Raw genomic sequence first — 19,585 nt, 5'->3', positions numbered from 1 at the left:
GGGAGCCGTGAGGATCATACGGGCGCTCGCTCAATACGATCGGTATTTTGACCACGCCGGCTGGCGACCGCTGGAACACTGAGGTCGATTGCGCCGCCTAGGCCGCAACGGCCTCGTAGATATCCTCCTCCTGGGCCGTGTGCATGCGCACCAAAGTTTCGATCGCCTCGATCACGCGCTGAGCGTCGCGAATGAGGTAGCGGTCGATCTTCTCCGACGGCAGATCCTCCGCGATGCGGGCGAGCAGCCGGGCGAGATGGAGTATCTCGCGATGCGCACGGCTCATGGCAGAGAGTCCGTGGCGGTCGCGCAGAACCTCCGTGAGCTTCGGATAGACGCTGTCCTCATCTTCGCGTTCGTGCATCATGACGCTGCCCTGAACCAGTCGATCTGCCTCGCCAATCAACGCAGCGGCGGCTTCGGGGCCTGCATCGTCCAGCGCGTCGACGATCTGGCGCAAGCGGCCGAGATCCCTGAGCAGGGCCTGATGATCGTGATGCAACGTCAGCCCCTGCTCCGCAGTGAGCCGCGGACCACTCCTGGCGAGCGGCGGATTGAGCGCTCGCAGTGCGTTCAGAATGACGGCGACGTCGATCACCTCCTGAACGATCGCGGCGGGTACGGGATCGAGCCAGCCAAGGCTGGCAGCGGACATCGCCGCCAGTGACAACCCCATCCCGACGAAGATGCTTTGCAGGGCAATGCCCCGCGCGCGCTGCGCGATGACGATCGCTTCGCCGACCCGGTCCAGCCGATCGGTGAGAATCACCACATCCGCCGCCTCGGAGGAGGCGCTTGCACCGCGCGCGCCGAGCGCGACCCCCGTGTCAGCCACGGCCAGCGCCGGGGCATCGTTGATACCGTCGCCGACCATGATGGTCGGATGCAGCCGCTGTTCGCTACGTACCGCTTCGACCTTGTCCGAGGGAACGCGATCGGCCAGCACGGCATCGAGATCGAGCGCCGCTCCGATGGCCTGCGCCGCTGCGGCGCGATCGCCCGTGACCATCACCATGCGCGCAATGCCGGCATCGCGCAGCAGCCGGATCGCGCGTGGCGTATCCGCACGCAATTCGTCTGCCAGCAGCAACGCACCGACGGGACGGCCGTCCACCGCGACGAAGACGATCAGCGCCGAGCGCCAGGAGGCACGTCGAATCGCCCGCAACTCCCATGACGAGAGCTCGGCTCGCGCGAGAAGCATCTCTCGCGAGCCCGCCATGACATGGCGTCCGTCGATCTGACCGCTGAGGCCGGCTCCCATGGTCTCCTTGACATGTTCCGGCGGCTTCAGCTTGAGCCCCTGGGCAAGGGCCGCAGCGACGACGGCCTTCGCCAGCACGTGGTGCGACGCTTGCTCGAGCGACGCGCCGAGCGTGAGGACCTCATCCGGATCCTCGCCCGGCGCGACCTCGACGGAGAGCAACCGCGCCCCGCCTACCGTCAGGGTGCCGGTCTTGTCGAACAGCACGGTGTGGGCACGGGCCAAGGCCTCCAGCGCCTTGCCGCCCTTGACCAGGATCCCGCGGCGGGCCGCTTGCGCCACTCCGGCGATGAAGGCGACGGGCGCGGCCAGAATCAAGGGGCACGGTGTCGCCGCTACCAGCACGGCAAGGCTGCGGGTCACGTCGCCGGAGATGTGCCACGCCACGAAGGCGATGACGAGCGTGACCGGCAGAAAGACCAGCGCATAGCGGTCGGCCAGCCGCACGAAGGGAGCTCTCGCCGTCTGCGCCGCAGTCACCATGCGCACGATGCCCGCATAGGTGCTCTCGCTGGCTGGCGCGGTCACGGTCAATTGGAAGGTCTCGCCCGCATTCAGGGAACCGGAAAGAACGGCGCTTCCGCGTGTCTTCTCCACCGGAATCGGTTCGCCGGTAACCGCGGACTCGTCGATCGCAGCGAAGGCCGACGCAACGACACCGTCGACCGGCACGATCTCGCCGGCCTGCACCAGAAGCTCTTCGCCGGCCGCCACCTCCTCGATCGGAACATCCTCGATCCGCTCGCTCGATTTGCGATGGACCTGCCGCGGCGCCCGGTCAACCAGGGATCGCAGATCATGCTCTGCCCGTGCGATCGCGATCTCCTCCAGCACGTTGCCGCCGGAATACATCAGCGCGACCACAGCCCCTGCGAGCGGCTGTCCGAGCGCCAAAGCCGCACTCATCGACAGCAGCGCGATCGCGTCCACTCCAACACGGCCCCTCGTGAGATCCTGGACGATCGAGACCGCCAATCCGGCAATCACGGGCGCGGTGCCGAGCGCCCACGCGACATCGGCCAGATCGGGCTGGCCCGCGGCTCGCGCGAGAGTACCTGCAGTCAATCCTGCGATTGCGATCGCAACCAGGGCCCATCGCAAGACCCGATCAAACGACATGGCTTGGCGCACCCGCCCTTCGGGCTCCAACCGCTATTGTCGCGGGACGGAGCTCTTGCTGCCGTGCATGAACGTCATCATCTCATCGAATGTGAGCTTGCCGTCCTTGTCGCGATCCATTGCCTTGAACAGGCGTTCGTGAGCGGCTTGAAACTCGGGCAGCGAGACGTTCCCGTCACCATCGGCATCCATCAGCGCGAAGACGATGCGGAAGACGACCGGCGGCTCCATGGCGCCCCCGCCCATCGCGCCATGTTCCATCATTCCTTGTCCCATCATTCCGCGCCCCATCATTCCCATCATATTTCCACCGGGCGTCGGGCTCTGTCGCTCGGCAGACGGATTGGCAGGAGCACTCGACTGCGGCGACACCGGCGCCTGCTCCTGTCCGGGATGATGGCCTTGATGATCCGCCGGCGATTGAGCCAAAACTGGCTGGCCCAAGATGGCGAACAGCAACGCTGCAGCAACGGTTCGACCTCGCATGGCACTTCCTCCGGCCTTGGTGTAAGCCCAAGGAGGTTGTCGAACTTCACCGATTTTACCTTGAGCCAAGTCAACAAAGCGGCTTGCGCCCCATGGCTTTTCGACGCGCTTGGCGCCGAATTCAGCCGGCGAGATCGCGCAATAGCACCCCCGCCGACGTTGCCGGCGGCCTAGCCGGCACGAGCGCAGCCGATCGCCTCGGTGAGAACCTTGCGGTCGCCGATGTGATTGGCGAGCAACAGGATCAGCCGGGCGTTCATGCGCAGCGCCTGCTCCTCGTCGAGATCGCGCTGGCTGTTGATCAGCTCGGCGTAGAAATCGTCGGGATCGGCGATGTTCGGTGACAGGTTGAGCATCATGCCGCAAGCTCCGTCCGGTCGGCGGTGTCGTGGCCGGCGGCGCGCAGCGCTGCCTCGGTGATCTTGGCCTCGTCGAAACCGCTCCAGCGCCCGGCGACATATTGATCGGGGCGGAACAGGTACGTGGTCCCGGGCGCGGCGCCGTAGCGCTGCGCGAGCACACCTGTGGGATCCTCGATGTCTCGGCCGACGAGAATGAGCTTGGCCGCGAACGGCCCCACCGCGATCTCGGTCTTGTCGCTGACCTTGCCGAAGGTGACGACCGTGAAGCCATCGCCGAGACAGTGCAGGAACCAGGCCGGCTTGCCATCCACCGCAATCGGTGCATCGGCCGCATTCGTGCCGGGCCGCATGGCGCCCGGCACTGCGTCGTGGTCGGGCGTGTTGAGCGCCGAGGTCACGTAAGGGGTCGGCGTCGAGAGCCGGCCGCTATTGACCAGCGGCCGGGCAAAGCCGTGATGCCGGGCGAGCTCCAGCACGGCGTCGCGGAAATAGCGGCTCGGTCTCGTCTTCGGCGTGATGAAGTCGGTGGCCCGCGTCGAGTTCAGGATGTTGTCGTCCGCGGCATAGGCGCGCTCCTCGTGGTAGCTGTCGAGCAGCGCTTCCGAGGCTTCGCCGCGCAGCACCATCGCCAGCTTCCAGGCGAGATTGTCGATGTCCTGGACACCGGTGTTGGCGCCGCGCGCGCCGAACGGCGAGACCTGATGCGCGGCGTCGCCGGCGAACAGCACCCTCCCTTGCCGGAAATTGTCGATGCGGCGGCAGGCGAACTGATAGATCGAGACCCATTCGAGCGCGAACTCGGTGTGCTCGCCGAGCATGGCCCGGATGCGCGGGATCACCCGCTCGGGCCGCTTTTCCTCCTCGGGATTGGCATCCCAGCCGAGCTGGAAATCGATGCGCCAGATGTTATCGGCCTGCCGGTGCAGCAGCACGGACTGGCCGGGATGGAACGGCGGATCGAACCAGAACCAGCGCTCGGTCGGGAAATCCGCCTTCATGGCGACGTCGGCGATCAGGAAGAGGTCCTGGAAGAACTGTCCCGTGAACTCGGCGCCCACCATCTTGCGCACGTCGGAATTGGCCCCGTCACAGGCGATCACCCATTGCGCCTCCATGGTGAAGATGCCGTCGGGCGTTTCCACCGCCAGCGTCGCATGGTCGGCGGCCTGCTTGAGGCTGATGAGACGGTGCTTCCAGCGCAGCTCGATCAGCGGATTGGCCCTGCATTGGGCGACCAGCATCTCTTCCAGATGATATTGCTGCAGATTGATCATGGCCGGCCATTGGTGGTCGGCTTCCGGCAAGAGATCGAACTGGTAGGACAGCTCGTCGCGGAAGAACACCTTGCCGACCTTCCAGCTGACGCCGCGCTCGACCATGGGCGCCGCGCAACCGAGGCGGTCCCAGATCTCGAGCGGACGCTTGGCATAGCAAACCGCGCGCGAGCCGATCGAGACGGTGTCGTTGTCGTCGAGCACCACGACCGGCTGGCCGCGCGCCGCGCAGTCGAGCGCCGCGCTGAGGCCGATGGGGCCTGCGCCGACCACCACGATCGGATGCCGCTTCACGATCCCCTCGGCCTGCTCCTGGGAACGCCGATAGCCGAACTTCGGATAGATGTAGCTCGTCATGTTCGCTTCCTGATGGCACGTCCGAAGATCAATGCGCGTCCGCGAATTCCTTCTCGTGCATCCAGGCGGTGTGGCGCGGCGGACGCTTGGTGCGCGACCATTCCTCGACCATCTCGTGCGCGACCGACTTCATGCGGTCGATCTGCTCGGGCGTGGCGGTCCAGGCCGCGATCTCCAGGCGATGGCCGCTGGGATCGCGGAAATAGATCGACTTGAAGATGGTGTGGTCGGTGACGCCGACGACGTCGAGGCCGGCGGCTTCGGCCCGCGCCTTGGCCTCTTCGAGCTCGGCGAGGTCCTTGACCTGGAAGGCGATGTGCTGGGTCCAGTCCGGCGTGTTGGGATCGCGGCCCATCGGCGGCGAGTTCGGCAGCTCGAAGAAGGCGAGGATGTTGCCGCTGCCGGCATCGAGGAAGATGTGCATGTAGGGATCCGGCGCCTTGGTCGACGGCACCCGGTCCTCGGCGATGGCGCCGAGAAGATCCATGTTCATGACCTTCTTGTAGAACTCGACGGTGGCCTTGGCGTCGACGCAGCGATAGGCGACGTGATGGATCTTCTCGATCTTCATGATGTTTCGCTCCCTGGACTTGCTGTTGCGAAATTGGTATCAGATGTTACTATCTTTTGAATTTGATCTGGATCAACCGGCTCGGAAGAATCCGCCGGGTGGATCGGCGGGCGGACATTGCGTCATGGGACGTTCGGGTGAGGTGCGACGCAGGGAAGCGACCGAGCGCGTCACGGCACAGGATGATCGCGAGCTCGATCTGCAGCAATATTTTCCGTACCGGCTGGCCCGCCTGGCCGAGCAGGTATCGCTGGCCGTTGCCGAGGTCTATTCCGAGCGCTTTGCGATGACGCGGCAGGAATGGCGCGTGCTTGCCATTCTCGGCGCGCGTGCGGCAATTGCCACCAAGGAGATCGGTCCGCTGACGACGCTGGACAAGATGCAGGTCAGCCGCGCCGTCCAGGGACTCCAGTCGCACGGCATCGCCAGCCGCAAGCAGCATCCCGACGACCGGCGCGAGCTGATCGTCTCGCTGACGCCGGCCGGCCGCGCGCTCTACCGCAAGATCGTGCCTTTGGCGCTGGCGCGGGAAGCGGAACTGCTCGGCGTGCTGACCGCGGAGGAGGCAAAGGTGCTCGACCGGGCGATGCACAAGCTCTCGGCGGCGTTGAGCTAGCGGGCAACCGGAACGCCTCTGCAATCGCAACCGCGGCAATGGGCCGGCGCTCAGGCTTCGCGGTAGTCCAGCAGGATGAGCCCGACCAGGATGAAGGCGATGGGCCAGATCCACGCCGCGACGCCGCGGACGCGGCCGTCGAGGCGCAATTCGAGCCAGCGCGCCCAGCCCGCGGCGATCCCGCACAGCGCAAGCGGCGTGTGGCTCATCTCGATCAGGAGCTGGTCCTTGATGTTGGCGATGGCATGGGAATGCGTGAGCAGGAGCGCGCCGCCGAGCGCGGTGGTCAGGGGAAACACCAGCGCCGCGCGTCCGGCCTTGTCGCCGCGCAGCCGCACGCGCCATTCGAACAGGCCGAATATTGCGATCAGCAGCACGAAGATGCGGTGCTGCGCCACCTCGGGGTCGCGCAACGATTCGAAAAATCCGGCCGGCCCGAGCGGCCAGGCCTGCTCGTCGGCGCGGAGGAACAGGAAGGCCGCCATGCCGAGAAACAGCAGCGGCCAATGCCTCGCCCAGCGGCCCCAGCGAAAATGCTCGATCAAAGCGAGCAGGCCGATCAGCACCACGAAGACGCCGGCCCAGTGATGATTGTACTCGGACCAGGCGATGTCCTCGGCATTGCGCGGCAGGATCGTGCCTTCGCCGGGAACGTAGGCGGCCGCTGCGCTGCTGCGCCCGGCATCGGCCAGGGTGATCCTGGCCTGGAGCTGCGCGATGGTCAGCTTGTCGTAGTCCGGGCTGGTCAGGCGCGGCGGCCATTGCGGCGTGGCGCGCTCGACGATCTCCTGCCAGCTCAGCCGGTCGCGCGACAGATCGACGCCGGGCGGCAATGACGTCAGCGACGCAGCGGCGAGCAGAACGGTGAGACCGATGCCGACCTCGACCTCGGCGAAGCGCTTGAGGCGGAGGATCGGCGTCGCGGGATCGCGCCGCAGCCGCTCGACCAGCAGATAATTGCCCGCGCCAAGCGCGAGCAGCATCAGCAGCAACCCGATCTTGGCGAGGATCATGACGCCATAGGCGGTGCCGTAAATCGCCTCGATCGAGCCGATGTAATCGAGCGCCATGACGAGACCACCGCCGACGATGGCCGCGACGGCGGCCATCGACATCAGCGAGTAGCGCCGTGCGATGAGGCGCCAGTCGGAGGGCACCTTGCAGCCGTTCAGCGCGATCAGGAAATAGGGAAGCCCGCCGATCCAGATCGCGGCGCCCAGCATGTGGCCGGCATCGGACAGGAGCAGCGGCCAGCTGACGACCGGCCGGCTCGCCGCGTGGGTCAGCCTGGTCTGCATCGCGAGGGCGAGCAGCCCAAGCGCGAGGAGCGCCAGCGATCGCAGGCCCTGCGCGCGCCTATTTGCCAGCATCGCGAGGCCGAATGCGCTCGCCGCAATGACCAGGCCGGCCCGGGCGAAATCGGCACTGATCGCCTCGCGCCAGGGCACCTGGAGCGTTCCGACCAGCGCGGCGGCATTGAGACCCAGCGAGACGATGGTGAGCAGCGCCCAGGCGAAGGCGCTGACTTTCAGCACCGTCAGGCATTTCTCCTCGATCGTGAGGCCGAACACCGACAGCTGCGACTGTAACGGGCGCCACAACAGCATCTGAAAGGCGAGACCGCCGAGCGTGAAGGATTGGGCGATCAGGATCAGGCCGCGCAGGACGACCGACAGATAACCGAAGATGTCGAGAAACAGGTACAAGGCGAGATCAGTGAACGATGAATGGAATGTCGCCGCGCGTGATGTGTCCGTCGACGCTCAGCACCTGCCAGCGCAGTCGCCATGCGCCGCCGGAAAGCCGCTTCGCCTCGGCCTTGAGCTCGTCGGCCGGCGCATCGGCCGCGGGCGTCAGCGCCTGCGCGGCGCCGTTCGGCGCCAGTAGCGTCAGCTTGGATCGGGCGCGATCGATCCGGCTGTTGAAATGCAGGCTGATCGCGACGGCGTCCCCCGAGACGGTCGCACCGGCCGCCGGCGAGGACGACACGATGATGGCGTGTGCGCAAGCTGCGTTCGGATCGGCAAGACACCAGATGGCGGATAGAGGGATCGCGATTCGAACGAATACGCGCATTTTTGGTCACTCGCTGTCGGCAGCCGTCCCGCCACCGCACCGCCCCCGGCGCGTGGTCCGTGCCTATGTTGGAACCGCGGCGCGCTTCGCCAAGGGCGCGCGAGCGCCAAGCCGGTTACAACCCGCTGAAAAGAATCGGCTGTTGCCGCTGCGACACACCGGCCGCGGCAAAATGGCAATGCCGGAGGCACGCGTCGAGCCAAGCACGGAGGCTTGAAGTCGATGCGAGCAATTCTAAGTCAAACATAGCCGGTCCCCTCTGGGCCCGGCGACACAACATTGATTGCAGAGGTTGGGAAAAGCCCGTCGCTTGCGCGGGCATATGTTCGAGGGAAGTCACATGAGAAAGCTTGCTCTTGCAATCGCCGCGGCAGCAACGCTCCTCATCGGAACGGTTGCGCCGGCTTCGGCCCATTGGCGGGGCCATCATCACTGGGGAGGACCGGGCATCGGTCCGGCCGTCGCGCTCGGCCTGTTCACCGGAGCACTTGCCGCCGCGGCCGCACCTCCAGTCTATTACTATGGTCCGCCGGGATATTATTACGGGCCCCGATATTATCGGACCGTCCGGTATTATCCGGCGGCGTACCCGTACTGGTATCCTTGGTGAGCTCGAGCAAGGCCCGGCCTCCAGCCGGGCCTTATGGTTGCTCAGGACCTGATTCGCACAACACCATTGGATCTGGATTCACATGAACACGAACGCCCGTTTCAATGTCGGATATGCCATCGCCGCGATCTTCGCGGTCTTCCTGATCCAGTATCTGATCTCGGCGGCGAACCAGATCGCGGTGATCCCCTACAGCGAATATCAGCAATTGCTGCGCCAGGGCAAAGTCGAGACGGTCGGCATTTCCGACCGCACCGTGCAGGGCACGCTGAAGGAAGCGCTCCCCGGCGGCCAGAAGCAATTCGTCACCACGCGCGTCGACCAGGACGTCGCCCAGGAGCTGGAGAAGTACAACGTCCGCTTCACCGGACAGATCGAGAGCACGTTCCTGCGCGACCTGTTGTCGTGGGTCATGCCGGTGCTGCTGTTCTTCGGCGTCTGGTGGTACATCGGCCGCCGGATGGCCGAAGGCGGCGGGATCGGCAGCGGCCTGATGGCGATCGGCAAGAGCAAGGCCAAGGTCTACGTCGAATCCGACACCGGGGTCACGTTTGCCGACGTCGCCGGGGTGGACGAAGCCAAGGACGAGCTCCGCGAGATCGTCGATTTCCTGAAGAATCCGGCCGACTATGGCCGGCTCGGCGGCCGCATGCCGAAAGGCGTGCTGCTGGTGGGACCGCCGGGTACGGGCAAGACCCTGCTCGCCAAGGCCGTGGCCGGCGAGGCCAGAGTGCCGTTCTTCTCGATCTCCGGATCGGAATTCGTCGAGATGTTCGTCGGCGTCGGCGCGGCGCGGGTGCGGGACCTGTTCAAGCAGGCGCACGACAAGGCGCCCGCCATCATCTTCATCGACGAGCTCGATGCGCTGGGTCGCGCCCGCGGCATCGGCCCTTTCGCCGGCGGCCATGACGAGAAGGAGCAGACGCTCAACCAGCTGCTCGTCGAGCTCGACGGCTTCGATTCGCGCTCCGGGCTCGTCATCCTCGCCGCCACCAACCGGCCGGAAATCCTCGATCCCGCCCTGCTCCGCGCCGGCCGCTTCGACCGGCAGGTGCTGGTCGACCGGCCCGACAAGAAGGGCCGCATCGAGATCCTCAACGTGCACATGAAGAAGGTGCGCCTGGCCGACAATGTCGACGCAGACGCCGTCGCCGCGCTGACCCCGGGCTTCACCGGCGCGGACCTCGCCAATCTCGTCAACGAAGCCGCGCTGCTGGCGACGCGCCGCGGCGCCGAGGCGGTGACCATGAGCGATTTCAACAATGCGGTCGAGCGCATGGTCGCGGGGCTGGAGAAGCGCAACCGCCTGCTCAACCCCAGGGAACGCGAGATCGTCGCCTATCACGAGATGGGGCACGCCCTCGTCGCGCTGTCGCTGCCGGGGAGCGATCCCGTGCACAAGGTCTCGATCATCCCGCGCGGCGTCGGCGCGCTCGGCTACACCATCCAGCGGCCGATCGAAGACCGCTTCCTGATGACCAAGGAGGAGCTGGAGAACAAGATGGCGGTGCTGCTCGGCGGCCGGGCCGCGGAGCTGATCGTGTTCGGGCACTTGTCGACGGGCGCGGCGGACGACCTGCGCCGCGTCACCGACATCGCCCGCAGCATGGTGACGCGCTACGGCATGTCGGAGCGCCTGGGCAGCGTCGCCTATGAGCGCGATCCCGGCAACTTCCTGGCCGGCGCCGACCGCGCCTATCCGACGCGCGAGCGCGACTATGCCGAGGAGACCGCAGCCGCGGTCGACCACGAGGTGAAGGAAATCGTCGACCAGGTCTTCCAGCGCACCCAGGGCATCCTGACCACCCGGCGGCCGATCCTGGACCGCGCCGCAAAGAAGCTGCTCGAGAAGGAGACGCTGGAGCAGAACGACATCGACGTGCTGATCCGGGAGATGCCCAAGGAAGGACTGCGGGCGATCTAGGGCAGAATGCCTCGAAGTCGAATCGATTGCCGCGGCTCGTTCACCTGTCCCGCCTGCGCGAAGGACTATCGCATGTGATTTGTGGCGACGGCCTGCGCGTACGCCTCGTCCTTCGAGACGGCGCTGACGCGCCTCCTCAGGATGAGGCTCATCAGCGTCGGTGCCTTTTGAAACCGCAGCCGCGCACACCGTCCTCATCCTGAAGGAGCCCGCCTCAAGCGGGCGTCTCGAAGGATGGCCGCAGGGAAAAGCTTTCAAATGCCCTGCCCGCAAGCGGGAGAGGGAACGCACCTTCGACTTTGCAGCGATCGCGCCTCATTTCATCGCGCTCCAGGACCGGTCCGACTCTCGACCGCGGGCTTGCGTCCTGTTTCCGCGGGAGCTCGAGAAGCGGCCTCACCGGCCGCTCCTCCGTTCAGCTCATGGCAGGCTCCGGCCTGTCCCGATCGACGGCCTGAAATTATGCTTTAAGATGCACGCGTTCGTCCCCCAGCGAGAAGTGCACGACCATGCCGCAGCAATTCGACCGATCCGCAGAAGATCTCGGCAACGCCATCCATTTCGAGCACGTCAACATCCAGGTCCCGGACCAGCGCCTCGCCACGCTGTTCTACGTCGCCGGGCTCGGGCTCACCCGCGATCCCTACCTGATGGTGTCTGACACCAACATGTGGATCAACGCCGGGCGGAGCCAGTTTCATCTGCCGAGCGGCCGGCCGCAGGTGCTGCGCGGACACATCGGCCTGGTCATCGAAGGCCGCGAGGCGCTGCTGGCGCGGCTCGGGTCGGTCGCTAAGAAGCTCGAGGGCACGGCGTTCGCATTCAGGGAGCACAACGACCATGTCGAGGCGGTTTGCCCCTGGGACAACCGCGTGCGCTGCTACGAGCCCGACGCCGCGCGGTTCGGCCGGATCGCGCTCGGCATTCCCTATGTCGAGTTCGACGTGCCGGTGGGAACGGCGGCCGGCATCTGCGCCTTCTATCCCGAGATCATGGGCATGCCCGCGAGCTTGAGGACCGGCGAGGCCGCTGTTGCCGCCGTGCAGACGGGCCGCAAGCAGCATCTGTTGTTCCGCGAGACCGACCGGCCGCATGCCGACTATGACGGCCACCATGTGCAGATGTACATCACCGACTTCTCCGGCCCCTACCGCAAGCTGCTTGCGCGCAAGCTGATCTCCCGCGAGGACAATCAATACCAATACCGGTTCTGCGACATCGTCGACCTCGACAGCGGCAAGCCACTGTTCACGGTCGAGCACGAGGTGCGCTCAGCGACCCATCCGATGTTCATGCGGCCGATGGTCAACCGCAATCCGGCGCTCAACAACCGCAATTACGCCTTCGGCCACGACGAATCGTCCTGGGCGATGGGACCGGATCAGTACGAGGGATAGTCCTCAGGCCGCGCTTGCGCGCGGTTGCGCACGTCGCGCTACGGCAGATTGTCCCGCAGGAAGATGTCGATGCGGATGCGCTCCTGGTCGGGGCTGATCGGCTCGCCCGAACAATGCGCGAGCAGGACTCGCGCCGCAGACCGCGCCTCATGGCCGGCATCCTGGTTGATGACGGCGTCGAGCGTGCCGCGAACCAGGAACCGCCTCGTGTGCTCGGTCAGTTCATGGGTGATCCAGACCACCTCGCGCGCGCGGCCCGAAGCCTCGAGCGCATCGGCGATGCCGCGGTTTCCGGCGCCGCAGCAATAAATGCCGCGGAGATCGGCATGGCGCGCGAGCAGCGCGGCCGTGAGCTCCCGCGTGCGATCGCTGTCGTCGCGCCCCTCGATCACGGGCAGCGTGGACAGGTTCGCATACTCGCTCGACAGGATCTGGTGGAAGCCGAACTGCCGTTCGGTGTGGTCGCGCAGCGACAACGATCCCGCGATCACGGCGACGGTGCCCTCGCGCCCCGCAAGGAATCGCCCCATCAGCGTGGCGGCGGTGCGGCCGGCGGCCGGATTGTCGATCCCGACATAATGCACCCGGGACGAGCTTGGCGCGTCCGACACCAGGGTCACCACGGCAATTCCGCGCGCGACGAGTTCGTCGATCGCGGCGCGAACCCTGGGATGATCGAGCGCGATGACGGCGACGCCCTGATAGGCCGGCGAGAGGTTCTCCAGCGCGCCGGCGAGCACGTCGGGGTCGAACACGTCGACATGGTGGATGTCGATGAAGCCGCGATGGCCGGCAAGCCAGCCCGCAGTGCGCGCCACCTGCTCAGTGAGGTTGGTCATGAAGCTGTTGCTGCCGGTCGGCAGCACGAAAGCAAAGCGGAAGGTCTGCCCGCGGGCGAGCCGCGCCGCGGCAACATCGGCGCGATAGCCGAGCTTTGCCACGGCGGCCTCGACCCGCGCGACGGTCTTGGCGCGGACGCCCTCGCGCCGGTTGACGACGCGGTCGACGGTGGCGAGCGAAACGCCCGCCGCGCGCGCGACGTCCTCGAGCGTGGCGCGCAGCACCGGCTGGGTCGCGCCTTCAGTCATTCGCGCGCGGCCCACAGCATGCCGCGGATCATCAACGTCCGTATCTCCGGCACGTCGAGCTCATAGGCGCGGTGGCCCAGCGAAGAATAGAACACCCTCCCCGCGCCATAACGCTTCTTCCACACCACCGGCATCACCACGCCCTCGATCCAGGGTGCGTGCTCGCCGGTGAAAGTCGTCGTGGCCAAGACCTCGTTGGCGGGATCGACATGCATGTAATATTGCTCGGACCGATGCTCGAAACTCTTCAGACCCGTCATGATCGGATCGTCCGGCTTCGTCAAGTCGACCTTGTAGTCGATGATGTTGCCGGGATGGGCGACCCACTGCCCGCCGCACAGGAATTGGTAATCGACCGATTCGCGGAAGGCATCGCACATGCCGCCATGATGGCCGGCAAGCCCGACGCCGCCGCGCACCGCTGCGCAGAGATTGAGCGCTTCCGCCTTCTCGATCTTCGACATCGTGTAGATCGGGATGATCAGCGACAAATCGTGGATCGCGGGATCGGCGAAAGCTGCCGTCGTGGTTTCGATCCGCACCTCGAAGCCTTCCGCCTTCAGCCAGCCACGGATCATCGAAGCACAGAGATCGGGATCGTGTCCCGGCCAGCCACCCCATACAATCATTGCCTTGCGCATGGTCATTCCCTCAATCGATCTGTCCGGTTTCGCACCCCGTGGGCAGCATTGCCGGCCGCTCGACGCGGCTCTCGATCTTGACGCGGCGGCCCTCGTCGGCGGAGGTCTGGAACGCCTCCATCACCTCCAGCACGTGGAAGGCGAGCGCGCCGCTGGCGCGATGCGGCCGATCGTTCAGGATCGCGCCAGCCATGTCGGCGACGCCGATGGAGCGGAACTCGCCCTCGACGTGACCGTGCGTCAGCGGCATCGCCTCCCATTCGCCGCCGGTCTTCGCCAGCTGCACCTCGCCGCCGAAGCGATTTGGATCGGGCACCAGCAAGCCGCCCTTGTCGCCGTAGATCTCGATCGGCGCATGCCGATGTTTCGGCACGTCGAAGCTCATCGTGATCGACACGACTGCGCCGCTTTCGAACTCCAGCGTTCCCGCGACATGGGTCGCGACCTCGACCGGAATCAGCGCGCCGTTCATCGGCTGGCTGGTGACGAGGCGCTCGGTTTTCGGACGCGCGGTCGAGCCCATCACGCTGGCGACCGGGCCGAGCAATTGCACGAGATCGGTGATGTAATACGGCCCCATGTCGAGCATCGGTCCGCCGCCGCGCAGGTAATAGAAGCCGGGCGCCGGATGCCAGCGCTCGTGGCCGGGGCAGCCGAAGAAGGCACTGCCCGCCACCGGCGTGCCGATCGCGCCGTCGTCGATCAGCTTGCGCGCGGTCTGATGGCCGCCGCCAAGAAACGTATCGGGCGCGCAGCCGACACGCAGGTTCTTCTGTGCGGCGAGCTCCATGACCTTGCGCGCCTCAGTGACATTGATGCCGAGCGGCTTCTCCGAATGAACGTGCTTGCCGGCGTTCAGCACCGCCAGGCTGACGTCGGTGTGGGCGAGCGGCACCGTCAGATTGACGATTATTTCGACATCGTCGCGCTTCAACAATTGGTCGACCCGCATTCCCGGCAAGCCGAAGGCCGCTCCCTGGCGCTCGGCAACCTCGCTGCGCATGTCGGCGAGCGCCCTGATCTCCATCACGGGAAAGCGCTGGGCCGCCTTGAGATAGGCGGTGCTGATCACACCACAGCCTATGATTCCGACGCCGACTTTTCTCATTATGATCTCCTCAGATGGCTCATCCCTTGACCGCACCTGCGGTGAGGCCGGCCACGATGTGCTTCTGCGCCAGCAGGAACAGAATGATCGTGGGCAGGATGGTGAGCGTGATGAAAGCCAGGATCAGGTGCCATTCGGACGAGTATTCGCCCTGATAGACCATGATGCCGAGCGGCCAGGGATACAGCGCATCGGTGTTAAGCATCACCAGCGGCAGCAGGTAGGCGTTCCAGCTGTTGACGAAGGTGATGGTGCCGACGGTCGCCAGGATCGGACGCGACAAGGGCAACGTCACGTAGCGGAAGAACTTGATGTAGCTGCAGCCGTCGACCAGCGCGGCCTCGAGCAGCTCATACGGAATGTCCTTGAAGAAGCGGCGTAGCAGCAGCACGCTCATGGCAAGGCTGAACGCCACCTGCGGCAGCGCGACGCCGAAATAGGTATCGAGCAAGCCGAGATCCCGCACCTTGATGAACAGAGGCAGCACGGCGGTCGCGGCGGGAAACAGCAGGCCCAGCGTCAGATAGCTGAGCAGCATCGATGAGCCGAAGAACCTGACGTGGGCGAAGGTGAACGCGGCCATCGAAGCCGTGATCAGGGTCAGCGTCACCGCCAGGGTCGAGATAACAAGCGAGTTGCGCAGGAGCTGCCAGTAGCGCGCCGAGAACAGGATGTCGGCGTAGTTCTGCCACTCCCAGTGCCTGGGCAGGCCGAACGGATTGACGCGGAGTTCGCCGAGCGACTTGAAGCCGCCGAGCAGGGTCGCGAGCAGCGGCACCAGGACGAAGATCGCGATCAGGCCGAGGAACAGCGCCTTGAACAGCACGGCGGGATCGAACGCGCCTCTGGCACCGGCACTATTCATCGCGCATGAACCATCGCTTGTAGGTGAAGGCAAAGGTCACGCAGATCGCGAACAGGATGACGCCGATGGCGCTGCCATAGCCGACCCGCATGCGCGAGATGCCGTTGTTATACAGAAAGCTCACCATCGTGTTCGAGGAGTCGGCCGGTCCGCCGCGCGTCAGCGGCATGACGAGATCGAACAGCTGCAGCGAGCCGATGATGGCGAAGAACACGGACAGGCGGATCGTGGGATAGAGCAAGGGGATCACGACGTGGCGCAGCGTCTGCGTCCGCGTCGCGCCGTCGATACGGGCGGCCTCGACCAGGCTCTTGTCGAGGCTCTGGAGCGCGGCGATGAACAGCATCATGTGGAAGCCGAAATACTTCCACACCACCACGATCAGCACCGCCAGCATGGCCGTGTCGGTCGAGGCCAGGAGATGCGGAGGCTCGGCGCCGAAAGTGCGCCAGATCGAGGCGACGAGGCCGTAATCGCCGTCATAGACGAAGCTGAAGATCAGGCCGGTTGCGATCTCGGCAAGGATATAGGGCATGAAGAACAGCATGCGCAGCGCCACGGCGCCGCGAAAGCGTTCTGCGAGCATCAGGGCCAGCGTGAGCGCAAGCGGCAGCTGGACGGCGAGCGACACGGCGATGATCAGCCCGTTGTTGCGCAGCGCGAGCCAGAAGGCCCGCGTCTCCAGCACGAAGCGGTAATTGTCGAAACCGATCCAGTTGGTCGGCCTGCCGAACCCGTTCCAGTTGAAGGCCGAGTACCAGGCGGCCTCGCCGATCGGCAGCACCACGAACAGCGTGAACAGCAGCAGCGCCGGCGGCAGGAACAGGATCAGGACCGTGAAGCGGCCATCCCAGCCTGGGCCACGAACCGCGACCTGGGGGGCCGCCTCACCGGCAACGCCGATCGGCGAGGTGATCGCGATCCGTCGCGCCACCGTCAGTTACCCTGCTTGTACGCCGCTTCGATCGCCTTCGCCGCGTCCTGCGGGCTCATGCTGCCGCCGGCGATCTCCGCCGTGACGTCGTTGACGACGCGACCGACCGAGGGGCCAAGGCTCTGGTCGTAGAAGTTCTGGTGATAGTTGGACTTCGCCAGATTGGCCGCGATCTGCTTCATGAAGGCGCTGTTGAGGCCGGCCTCGCCGCCCTTGACGACGGGAACGATGAAGTTGCCGGCAGCAAGCCGCACCTGCACGTCCTTGGAGATAAAGAATTTCAGGAAGTCGGTGGCTTCCTTGGGCGCCCCCTTGGTGATCAACCAGCCGGTGATGCCGCCGAGCGTGTCTGACGGCTCACCCTTGCCGCCGGGTACGACCGGAAAATCGAACCAGCCAAGCTTGTCGTCGCCGAGACCGACCTTGTCGGCGGCGAGTGCGCGCTGGGTGTGATAGAAGGACGAGATGGCCAGGATCATCGCGGCCTTTCCGTCACCGAAATAGCCGACGGCCTGCGGGTTCTTGAAGCCGAGGAAGCCATTCTGGAACGGCTGGAGATCGACCAGCTGCTTGAACAGCTCGCCGGATTTCTGGAAGGTCTCCCCGGCGAAGCCACCATTCTCCCCCTTCAGCGCTGCATCGAAGGCCGGCTTGCCGCCGACGCGCACAGCGAGATGCGTCCAGTAGAAATGCAGCGGCCATTTATCGGCACCGCCAACCACAATCGGCGTAACACCCGCGGCCTTCAGCGTTTTCACCGCGCCGAGCAGATCGTCCCATGTCTTGATCTTGCTTGCATCGACATTCCCCTTGGCCATCAAATCCTTGTTGTAGAGGAAGCCGACCTGCGATAGCGCGATCGGAAGTCCAAAGACGCGGCCGTTCTGGGTGAAGGCGGCGAGCGCCGCCGGTGCGATCGTGTCGCTGTAGCCGCCGCTCCTCACAGAATCGGTGATGTCTTCCAGCACGCCCGCCTCGACCTGCGCCTTCAGCACTCCGCCGGACCAGCTATAGATGATGTGCGGCCGGTCCTTCGATTGCAGGATGGTCGGCAGCTTGGCCTTGTAGGCCTCGTTCTCGAGGAACTGCATCTCGACCTTCACACCGGGATGCGACGCCTCATAGCTGCGTGCGACCTCCTCCCAGACCTTCACCTGGGCCGGGTTGACCTCGATGTGCAGCCATTTCACCGTGGTGTCGGCTGACGCGGAACTGGCCCAAAGCAGGCATGCGACAGCAGCGAGTCCCAGTTTCCCGAGCAATCTCATCACATCCTCCCGAACGACTGTTATTCTTTGATGCAATCCTGCCCTCAATTTTTGAGGTACGCAACCCAAATTCTGATCTATGCACCTCACCAGCGGAATGGCTAAGGTTTGAAAAAAGAGTCGGTCGCGGCCCGCCGCGCCGGCCGCAACAACCGAGGTGCCCAATGGCTGCCATCTATTCCGACCTCGCCGGCAAGGTCGTGCTCGTCACCGGTGGCGCAGCCGGTATAGGCGCTGCGATCGTGCGGCGCTTTGCGCAGCAGAAATCCACGGTGGTGTTCTTCGACATCAAGATCGACGAGGGACAGCGTCTGGCGCGAGAGCTGTCCGATCAGGGCATGGCCGCGCATTTCCAGCATGTCGACCTCACCGACATCGGCGCGCTGCGTGCCGGCGTCGTCGCGACACGCAAGGCTCATGGCCCGATCAACATCCTGATCAACAACGCCGCGCATGACGAGCGGCACAACACCGAGGAGATGACGCCGGAATACTGGGACGACCGTATCGCGGTGAATCTGAAGCACCAGTTCTTTGCATCGCAGTCCGTGTTGCCGGACATGAAGGCGGCCAATGCCGGCGCCATCATCAATTTCGGCTCGGTGTCGTGGATCGCAGGACAAGGCGGCATGGCCGCCTACACCGCCAGCAAGTCTGGCGTGATCGGGCTGACGCGCTCACTGGCGCGCGATTACGGCCCCTACAACATCCGCGTCAATGCAATCGCGCCGGGCTGGATCATGACCGAGCGGCAGCTCGAGAAATGGATGACGCCGGCCGGCGAGGTCGAGCTGCAGCAGCGACAATGCCTGAAGCGCAGGCTCATGCCGGACGAGGTTGCGAAGTTCACCGTCTTCCTCGCCTCCGACGAGGCCTCCGCCTGCACCGCCCAGCATTACATCGTCGACGGCGGCTGGGTCTGAAGCGCTGTAGGGATCAGTGTGCGGAAAATCTGACTCGGGCGCGCCCGCACGAAGCTCACGAAGTCAAGGGCGCGACGGATCAGGCCGGTGGCCGAGACCGGCTGGCGCGGTGGCCGTCCGAGGCCGACCGATGCCCTCGCTCAAGGTCTTGCCGCTGGCGACACCCACGAAGTGCAGCGAGGCGCAAGCGGGACAACGGACCGGGACGTGCGCGTCCGCGGCGTCGGAGGCTGTGCCGGGAAGCCAGTGCTGCACGTTCATGCCCGTGCGGGGGCATTTGAAGATGACGTTGCGCTCCATGCCGAAAGATATGCGCCCGCCGCAGCGACCTGGAAATTGCGGGCCAATACTTACGCAGATGTCCTGAACGGATTGACGCGGGAAGCGGTGAAGACATCGCGCAGCGCTTGTGAGCGGGTTGCCAAATCGAGATCTCTCGGTCGTCCGCCGCCGCCTCCTTTGAGCTGGATCAAGACATGCTTGTGATGCTGACGATAGCCTTGTGTCGGCATCGGGAAGGCTTTTCAAGGTTCCCTTTGTCGGGGCGAGCGACGTTTGGATTTTCGAGGCCTTCCCGGCGCCGCTTTACGGATGAGTGCAGAAGACCGCGAGCATGGAGCAGGCCGGAGAGCGGCTCCGCCGGAGAGTTCGATGGAACGAAGATCGGCAGCGCGGGTTTGTTGGACGAGCTCAGACCCCGAA

Annotated in this window: 18 protein-coding genes; 5 read left to right on the top strand and 13 right to left on the bottom strand. The window is 65.2% G+C overall.

All coding sequences use genetic code 11. The features are described 5' to 3' along the window. Positions 1-97 precede the first annotated feature (97 nt). The 5 genes from N2604_RS14025 to N2604_RS14005 form a co-directional block, all read right to left on the bottom strand. Positions 98-2,383: a heavy metal translocating P-type ATPase gene (locus N2604_RS14025; protein ID WP_260375212.1), complete on the bottom strand. Its 2,286-nt coding sequence runs from the start codon at positions 2,381-2,383 to the stop codon at positions 98-100. Between the two features lie 33 nt (positions 2,384-2,416). Then, entirely contained in the window at positions 2,417-2,842 is a 426-nt protein-coding gene (locus N2604_RS14020; RefSeq protein ID WP_409241713.1) for an EF-hand domain-containing protein, read from the bottom strand. Positions 2,843-3,039: 197 nt separating this feature from the next. Next, positions 3,040-3,228, bottom strand: a complete 189-nt coding sequence (locus tag N2604_RS14015) for a DUF2783 domain-containing protein (RefSeq protein ID WP_260375211.1) — start codon at positions 3,226-3,228, stop codon at positions 3,040-3,042. Next, positions 3,225-4,862, bottom strand: coding sequence for an FAD-dependent oxidoreductase (locus tag N2604_RS14010; protein ID WP_260375210.1), 1,638 nt, complete (start codon positions 4,860-4,862; stop codon positions 3,225-3,227). Before N2604_RS14010 ends, N2604_RS14015 begins: the two co-directional genes overlap by 4 nt. Before the next feature lie 28 nt (positions 4,863-4,890). Next, positions 4,891-5,433, bottom strand: a complete 543-nt coding sequence (locus N2604_RS14005; protein ID WP_260375209.1) for a VOC family protein — start codon at positions 5,431-5,433, stop codon at positions 4,891-4,893. A 124-nt stretch (positions 5,434-5,557) separates the two neighbouring features. On the opposite strand from N2604_RS14005, the gene N2604_RS14000 reads away from it, so the two are divergent. Beyond that, positions 5,558-6,049: a MarR family winged helix-turn-helix transcriptional regulator gene (locus N2604_RS14000; RefSeq protein ID WP_260375208.1), complete on the top strand. Its 492-nt coding sequence runs from the start codon at positions 5,558-5,560 to the stop codon at positions 6,047-6,049. 50 nt (positions 6,050-6,099) lie between these two features. Here the strand turns inward: N2604_RS14000 and N2604_RS13995 are convergent, their stop codons facing one another. Both N2604_RS13995 and N2604_RS13990 read right to left on the bottom strand, forming a co-directional pair. After that, the gene (locus tag N2604_RS13995; RefSeq protein WP_260375207.1) at positions 6,100-7,755 is read right to left on the bottom strand and encodes a copper resistance D family protein; all 1,656 of its coding nucleotides are present in this window, start codon (positions 7,753-7,755) and stop codon (positions 6,100-6,102) included. 7 nt (positions 7,756-7,762) lie between these two features. Then, complete coding sequence (locus N2604_RS13990; RefSeq protein WP_260375206.1) at positions 7,763-8,125, bottom strand: copper resistance CopC family protein; 363 nt, start codon at positions 8,123-8,125, stop codon at positions 7,763-7,765. 340 nt (positions 8,126-8,465) lie between these two features. On the opposite strand from N2604_RS13990, the gene N2604_RS13985 reads away from it, so the two are divergent. The 3 genes from N2604_RS13985 to N2604_RS13975 all read left to right on the top strand — a co-directional run bounded on the left by N2604_RS13985 (position 8,466) and on the right by N2604_RS13975 (position 12,056). After that, a complete protein-coding gene (locus tag N2604_RS13985; protein ID WP_260375205.1) occupies positions 8,466-8,735 on the top strand; it encodes a hypothetical protein in 270 nt (89 codons plus the stop codon). Between the two features lie 82 nt (positions 8,736-8,817). Continuing rightward, positions 8,818-10,659 carry an ATP-dependent zinc metalloprotease FtsH gene (gene ftsH, locus N2604_RS13980; RefSeq protein WP_260375204.1) on the top strand — a complete coding sequence of 614 codons (1,842 nt, stop codon included), beginning with the start codon at positions 8,818-8,820 and terminating at the stop codon, positions 10,657-10,659. Positions 10,660-11,168: 509 nt separating this feature from the next. Next, entirely contained in the window at positions 11,169-12,056 is an 888-nt protein-coding gene (locus N2604_RS13975) for a VOC family protein (RefSeq protein ID WP_260375203.1), read from the top strand. A gap of 38 nt (positions 12,057-12,094) precedes the next feature. Here the strand turns inward: N2604_RS13975 and N2604_RS13970 are convergent, their stop codons facing one another. From N2604_RS13970 to N2604_RS13945, 6 genes are read right to left on the bottom strand one after another with little or no spacing between them, the layout of a single operon-like run. Beyond that, the gene (locus tag N2604_RS13970) at positions 12,095-13,144 is read right to left on the bottom strand and encodes a LacI family DNA-binding transcriptional regulator (protein ID WP_260375202.1); all 1,050 of its coding nucleotides are present in this window, start codon (positions 13,142-13,144) and stop codon (positions 12,095-12,097) included. Then, positions 13,141-13,785: a ThuA domain-containing protein gene (locus tag N2604_RS13965; RefSeq protein ID WP_260375201.1), complete on the bottom strand. Its 645-nt coding sequence runs from the start codon at positions 13,783-13,785 to the stop codon at positions 13,141-13,143. The genes N2604_RS13970 and N2604_RS13965 overlap by 4 nt, the downstream gene beginning before the upstream one ends. A 10-nt stretch (positions 13,786-13,795) precedes the next feature. Then, on the bottom strand, positions 13,796-14,893 hold the full coding sequence (locus N2604_RS13960) for a Gfo/Idh/MocA family protein (protein ID WP_260375200.1): 1,098 nt from the start codon (positions 14,891-14,893) through the stop codon (positions 13,796-13,798). Between the two features lie 19 nt (positions 14,894-14,912). Continuing rightward, the gene (locus N2604_RS13955; RefSeq protein WP_260375199.1) at positions 14,913-15,758 is read right to left on the bottom strand and encodes a carbohydrate ABC transporter permease; all 846 of its coding nucleotides are present in this window, start codon (positions 15,756-15,758) and stop codon (positions 14,913-14,915) included. Beyond that, the gene (locus N2604_RS13950; RefSeq protein WP_260375198.1) at positions 15,751-16,692 is read right to left on the bottom strand and encodes a carbohydrate ABC transporter permease; all 942 of its coding nucleotides are present in this window, start codon (positions 16,690-16,692) and stop codon (positions 15,751-15,753) included. The genes N2604_RS13955 and N2604_RS13950 overlap by 8 nt, the downstream gene beginning before the upstream one ends. 2 nt (positions 16,693-16,694) lie before the next feature. After that, positions 16,695-17,960 (bottom strand): extracellular solute-binding protein, encoded by a 1,266-nt coding sequence (locus N2604_RS13945; RefSeq protein WP_260375197.1) that lies wholly within the window; start codon positions 17,958-17,960, stop codon positions 16,695-16,697. Between the two features lie 164 nt (positions 17,961-18,124). Here N2604_RS13945 and N2604_RS13940 point away from each other — a divergent pair, with 164 nt between their 5' ends. Continuing rightward, positions 18,125-18,883 (top strand): SDR family NAD(P)-dependent oxidoreductase, encoded by a 759-nt coding sequence (locus N2604_RS13940; protein WP_260375196.1) that lies wholly within the window; start codon positions 18,125-18,127, stop codon positions 18,881-18,883. Positions 18,884-19,585: the final 702 nt, after the last annotated feature.

It is taken from the genome of Bradyrhizobium sp. CB1015, from assembly GCF_025200925.1.
Lineage (GTDB): Bacteria > Pseudomonadota > Alphaproteobacteria > Rhizobiales > Xanthobacteraceae > Bradyrhizobium.
This window is presented reverse-complemented; position numbering and strand designations above follow the sequence as displayed.

Bases quoted from the DNA above. Each gene is read 5' to 3' on its own strand.
- N2604_RS14025 (WP_260375212.1), bottom strand. From the start codon at position 2,383: ATGTCGTTTGATCGGGTCTTGCGATGGGCCCTGGTTGCGATCGCAATC.
- N2604_RS14015 (WP_260375211.1), bottom strand. From the start codon at position 3,228: ATGATGCTCAACCTGTCACCGAACATCGCCGATCCCGACGATTTCTAC.
- N2604_RS14010 (WP_260375210.1), bottom strand. From the start codon at position 4,862: ATGACGAGCTACATCTATCCGAAGTTCGGCTATCGGCGTTCCCAGGAG.
- N2604_RS14005 (WP_260375209.1), bottom strand. From the start codon at position 5,433: ATGAAGATCGAGAAGATCCATCACGTCGCCTATCGCTGCGTCGACGCC.
- N2604_RS14000 (WP_260375208.1), top strand. From the start codon at position 5,558: ATGGGACGTTCGGGTGAGGTGCGACGCAGGGAAGCGACCGAGCGCGTC.
- N2604_RS13990 (WP_260375206.1), bottom strand. From the start codon at position 8,125: ATGCGCGTATTCGTTCGAATCGCGATCCCTCTATCCGCCATCTGGTGT.
- N2604_RS13985 (WP_260375205.1), top strand. From the start codon at position 8,466: ATGAGAAAGCTTGCTCTTGCAATCGCCGCGGCAGCAACGCTCCTCATC.
- ftsH (WP_260375204.1), top strand. From the start codon at position 8,818: ATGAACACGAACGCCCGTTTCAATGTCGGATATGCCATCGCCGCGATC.
- N2604_RS13975 (WP_260375203.1), top strand. From the start codon at position 11,169: ATGCCGCAGCAATTCGACCGATCCGCAGAAGATCTCGGCAACGCCATC.
- N2604_RS13970 (WP_260375202.1), bottom strand. From the start codon at position 13,144: ATGACTGAAGGCGCGACCCAGCCGGTGCTGCGCGCCACGCTCGAGGAC.
- N2604_RS13965 (WP_260375201.1), bottom strand. From the start codon at position 13,785: ATGCGCAAGGCAATGATTGTATGGGGTGGCTGGCCGGGACACGATCCC.
- N2604_RS13960 (WP_260375200.1), bottom strand. From the start codon at position 14,893: ATGAGAAAAGTCGGCGTCGGAATCATAGGCTGTGGTGTGATCAGCACC.
- N2604_RS13955 (WP_260375199.1), bottom strand. From the start codon at position 15,758: ATGAATAGTGCCGGTGCCAGAGGCGCGTTCGATCCCGCCGTGCTGTTC.
- N2604_RS13945 (WP_260375197.1), bottom strand. From the start codon at position 17,960: ATGAGATTGCTCGGGAAACTGGGACTCGCTGCTGTCGCATGCCTGCTT.
- N2604_RS13940 (WP_260375196.1), top strand. From the start codon at position 18,125: ATGGCTGCCATCTATTCCGACCTCGCCGGCAAGGTCGTGCTCGTCACC.